Here is a 2918-nt window from a genome sequence, read left to right on the forward strand (position 1 = left end):
GTCGTATCGACATGGTGGTGCACTCCTGCCACGGCATCGCTCGAACTCCTCTTCGAAGGATCCCGTAAGCCTAAATGCGTTACCTATGTCTCCCGACACCTGTCACCTATGTCCCCCGGCTGAACACACGGCACACCCTACGGCACGAGGCCAGCTCTGCACCGTAGCCCGGGAGTTGGCGCGGAGGCGTTCCCGGGCTGAAGCCCGGGCTACCGGCAGGGTTCGAACGGGGAAGGCACGGATGCAGGGTGCGCCGCGCCGCTCAGCGGCCGCCGCGCAGGGTCTCCGACGGCAGGCAACCGTACTGGCGGCGGTAGTGGGTGGCGAAGTGGCCGAAGCTGCTGACGCCATGGCGCAGGAGGATGTCGGTGACGCTGTCCTGCGCTCGCGCCTGCTGCAACGCCTCATGCACCCGCGCCAGGCGGCGGCTGCGCATGTAGTCGGTGGGGGTCTGCCTGAGGAAGTGGGCGAAGCCGTTCTGCAGGGTGCGGATGGAGACCCCGGAAAGCTCGGCCAGGGTGGCCAGGGCGATGGGCTCGTCGAGGTGGCTTTCGATGTAGTCGCGGGCCTTGCGCACATGGAAGGGCATGGGCTGGCGGCGGTCCTCGCGCAGCGCCTCGGAGTAGGTGTGCGGCAGCTGGGTGAGCAGCACCGACAGCAGGTAGTCCGACAGCCCGCTGCCCAGGGTCGGCGCCAGGTCCTCGACCATCGGCCCCTGGTGCAGGCGGCAGATGTACTCCAGCGTCTCGCGCACCGCCGCCATGCCCGGGTGCCCCGCCGCCACCTGGATGTCGAACAGCAGCGGCTGTTTCAGCGGCCGCTCCAGCAGGCGCTGCAACTGGCGCTCCAGGGCGTCGCGCTCCACCCGCAGGATCAGGTTGCGGCACTCCTTGCCGATGCGGATCAGGCTGCGCTCGGAGGGCGAGGAAATGGTCAGGCTGCCCCGGCGCATGGCCGCGCTTTGCGCGCCCAGGGTCACGGTGCCGGTGCCCTGCAGGGTGATGCGGATCAGGTAGTAGCTGGCGATATCGCCGGCATCGATCTCCACCTCCGCGCCGTAGTGCAGGTCGAACAGCGCCGAGCTGCCGAAGAACACGCCATAGAGCGCCGAATGCAGGGCATCCGCACGGGGCAGGTTCATCCGGTGCGGCCACAGGTAGTGGCTGACCTTGTCGCGGATCTCGCCGATACCGGCGGCGGGGTTCAGCAGGCGATGGCGCTGCAGGAGGGATGCATCGTCGAGCATGGTGGCGGCCCCGTGATCAGTGCGGCACGCCCACTGCATGCACCGCAGAATTAGTGGAAAAGGAAAGCAATTTCCACGCCACGCAAAGCAAATCTGCGCAGCCGGAACAGCGGCTGCGCCTGGCGCATAGAGCCCCGGGGGCCAAGGGCATAAAAAGACAGGGCGGGGCTCGCCGACAGCGGGTCCTGCCAGTTGGCGATGCATGAAAACAACAAAGGGCGCACCAGGGCGAGGCACATCGGTAACGCAGCCGTCACCGAACTACCCCGCTCCCTCCCACGCTGCCGCAGACCTCATCACCACCGCCTCGAGGGGCCGAACCGAATGACCAGCCAGACACCCACCGACCTCACCCGCAAACGCTACGCCTACGAGTGGTACGTGGTCGCCATCTGCATGGTGGCCTACATCTTCTCCTTCGTTGACCGGCAGATCCTCGCGCTGATGATCGAGCCGATCAAACACGACCTGCAGCTCTCCGACACCCAGTTCAGCCTGCTGCACGGGCTGGCCTTCTCGCTGTTCTACGCCTTCATGGGCATGCCCATCGCGCTGCTCGCCGACCGTTTCTCGCGGCCCAGGATCATCGCCATCGGCGTCGCCTTCTGGAGCCTGGCCACCGCCGTGTGCGGGCTGAGCAGGAACTTCACCCAGATGTTCCTCGCGCGTATCGGCGTCGGCATCGGCGAGGCGGCGCTGTCGCCGGCCACCTACTCGATGCTCAGCGACATGTTCCCGCGCGAGAAGCTCGGCCGCGCCGTGGCCATCTACTCCATCGGCTCCTTCATCGGTGGCGGCGTGGCCTTTCTCATCGGCGGCTACGTGATCGACCTGCTGAAGAACCTCGACAGCGTGACGGTGCCGCTGGTGGGCAGCATGCGCCCCTGGCAGGTGACCTTCTTCCTGGTCGGCCTGCCGGGGCTGCTGGTCGCCCTCTTGATCGCCGCCACGGTGCGCGACCCGGCGCGCAAGGGCCTCAAGCTCGATGCCAACGGCCAGGTGCACAAGCCCAGCCTGGGCCAGGCCTTCGCCTTCCTCGGGCGCCACCGGCAGACCTTCACCTGCCACTACCTGGGCTTCTCCTTCTACGCCATGACGCTGTTCTGCATGCTCAGCTGGACCCCGGCCTTCTACATGCGCAGCTTCGGCCTGGCGCCGAGCCAGGCCGGCTACATCCTCGGGCTGATCGTGCTGCTGGCCAACACCAGCGGCGTGCTCTGCGGCGGCTGGCTGATCGACTGGCTGGCCAAGCGCGGCTACAGCGATGCACCGATGCGTGCCGGGGTGATAGGCGCCATCGGCATGGCCCTGCCGGCGGTGCTGTTCACCCAGGTGGGCGAGCTGTGGCTGTCCCTGGCGCTGCTGGTGCCGGCGATGTTCTTCGCCTCCTTCCCCATGCCCGCCTCCACCGCGGCCATGCAGATCCTCCCGCCCAACCAGATGCGCGCCCAGGTCTCGGCGCTGTTCCTGCTCATCTCCAACCTCATCGGCCTGGGCCTGGGCACCACCCTGGTGGCGCTGCTCACCGACCGCCTGTTCCAGTCGCCGGCGCTGGTCGGCCACTCGGTCTCCCTGCTCAACCTGGCTGCCGTGGTGCTGACCCTGGCCCTGCTGGGCAAGGGCTGCGGGCACTTCCGCCGCAGCCTCGCGCGCGAAGGGATCGCCTGACGCC

The 2918-nt window shown here is 67.8% G+C and carries 2 protein-coding genes; one reads left to right on the forward strand and one right to left on the reverse strand.

Translation table 11 applies throughout. The annotated features are described in order from the left end of the window. Positions 1-262: 262 nt before the first annotated feature. Positions 263-1246 (reverse strand): AraC family transcriptional regulator, encoded by a 984-nt coding sequence (locus tag DMX10_RS32110; RefSeq protein WP_111264880.1) that lies wholly within the window; start codon positions 1244-1246, stop codon positions 263-265. 324 nt (positions 1247-1570) lie between these two features. Between DMX10_RS32110 and DMX10_RS32120 the strand changes: the two genes are divergently transcribed. Then, a complete protein-coding gene (locus DMX10_RS32120; RefSeq protein WP_111264882.1) occupies positions 1571-2914 on the forward strand; it encodes an MFS transporter in 1344 nt (447 codons plus the stop codon). The last annotated feature ends 4 nt before the right edge of the window (positions 2915-2918 follow it).

It is taken from the genome of Pseudomonas sp. 57B-090624 (assembly GCF_003234055.1).
Taxonomy (GTDB): Bacteria; Pseudomonadota; Gammaproteobacteria; order Pseudomonadales; family Pseudomonadaceae; genus Metapseudomonas; species Metapseudomonas tohonis.